The organism is Mesorhizobium sp. M7A.F.Ca.ET.027.03.2.1 (genome assembly GCF_003999175.1).
Lineage (GTDB): Bacteria > Pseudomonadota > Alphaproteobacteria > Rhizobiales > Rhizobiaceae > Mesorhizobium.
The window spans coordinates 1-1,522 of the sequence record NZ_RZOM01001273.1 but is presented as its reverse complement, the minus strand read 5'-3'; the positions used below and the strand labels follow the sequence as shown (position 1 = coordinate 1,522).

The window sequence follows — 1,522 nt, the reverse complement described above, 5'->3', positions numbered from 1 at the left end:
ATCTTCGCCTCGTGTTCCAAAAACCGCTTCCGATTTCCGGGGCGATGCGACGGCATTCATCAAGCGCTATCGCACCTCGATTAGGGCCGAATTGTGACAAATCAGACGCCGACCCGACGGGCGCAAAAGGTCCTTCGGCCGGATCGGCATTCGCGGATCGACGGCACCGGCAAAAGCAATGCCGTTCAGCTTGCCAGCCCGTTCACAAGTTGCGTGTAGGCGCTCCTGGCGACCTCGGCCAGCCGCTCGCGCGGCAAGGAGCCGACCACGGCGCAGCCATAGCCCTTGTCCAGCCAGTAGACGGCCTCGGGTCCATCTTGCGCGGCGGCGTAGGTGCCCTTGGCATTCTCCGTCGATTCCGTGGTGACGAACAGCGATATACGCTGCCCATTGCCGTCCTCGTAAAGCAGCATGGCGGCCTTGCTCTCGCCTGCCGGCAACAGCCGGCCGCCGACCAGCTGGAATCCATCGGCGGTCAGGTCCGGCGCCACCAGCTTCAGCCCTACCCGGTTGGACAGCCATGTCTGCAGATGGTCCTTGTCCCTGGCCGGCACCTCGACGGCATGCCGCTTTTCGGCGGCATAGATGACATGAGCCGCGATTGCCTGCTCGGCCAGCCGATCTTCGGCCGGGTCCTCCTGGCCGATGCCATCGATGCCGGCAAAATAGCCACCAAGTCCGCCTACGGCCAGAAGCACGGCGGCAGCAGCGGCAAGCCACCAGCGTGAGCGTGGCACAGCTGCCTTGACCGGCACCTCGCCAAGCACGACCTTGTGCAAGTGCCCAGGCACGGCTTCGTCCAGCACGTCGGCGAAGGCGGCACGCAGCGCCGCCCGGTCGGCGGTGAAACGGGCGCTCCTGGCCTTCATCTCGGGATTGGCGTCGAGCCAGGCATCGTAGGCCGCGCGCTCATCGCCGGGCAGCTCGCCATCGAGCGCCATATGGATGTCACGTTCGGAAAAGTCGCGGCGGATCATTTCTCGACAATCCTTATCGCGCGGCGGCGCGCCGTGTCGTCCAGCAACCCGCGCAATTCCTCACGCCCGCGCGCAATGCGCGACATCAGCGTGCCCGCAGGCACGCCCAGAATGTTGGCGGCTTCGGCATAGGAAAAACCTTCGATGGCAACCATGACAAGGGCTGCGCGACGGTCGGGGCTGATCGCCTGCAATGCGTCGACGATCTCGCGCGAGGCAATGCTCTCCACCTGCTCGGCCGGCTGGGCAACGGCCTCGCCCGCCTCCAGCGGCAGCATCGCCGCCTCGCCGCGGCGGTTCACCTTGCGCATCTGGTCGATGAACAAATGATGCATGATCGTAAACAGCCACCTCCGGGGGCTTTCTCCCGTCTGCCAGTTGTCGAGCCGCACAAGCGCCCGCTCGAGGCAATCCTGGACAAGGTCGTCGGCAGCGTCGCGGTCGCGCAAAAGCGAGCGTGCGTAGCGGCGCAGGCGCGGTATTTCGCCAAGGATTGCTGCCTTCTTTTCGTCCATGACCGCTGGTTTTCGAGGTCGCCCTTATTG

The 1,522-nt window shown here is 64.9% G+C and carries 2 protein-coding genes; both read right to left on the bottom strand.

Annotated elements, in window-relative coordinates; translation table 11 throughout:
• Positions 1–185: 185 nt before the first annotated feature.
• Positions 186–977: an anti-sigma factor gene (locus tag EN750_RS33750; RefSeq protein WP_127399231.1), complete on the bottom strand. Its 792-nt coding sequence runs from the start codon at positions 975–977 to the stop codon at positions 186–188.
• Positions 974–1,492 (bottom strand): RNA polymerase sigma factor, encoded by a 519-nt coding sequence (locus tag EN750_RS33745; RefSeq protein WP_127372020.1) that lies wholly within the window; start codon positions 1,490–1,492, stop codon positions 974–976. The genes EN750_RS33750 and EN750_RS33745 overlap by 4 nt, the downstream gene beginning before the upstream one ends.
• Between the last annotated feature and the right edge of the window lie 30 nt (positions 1,493–1,522).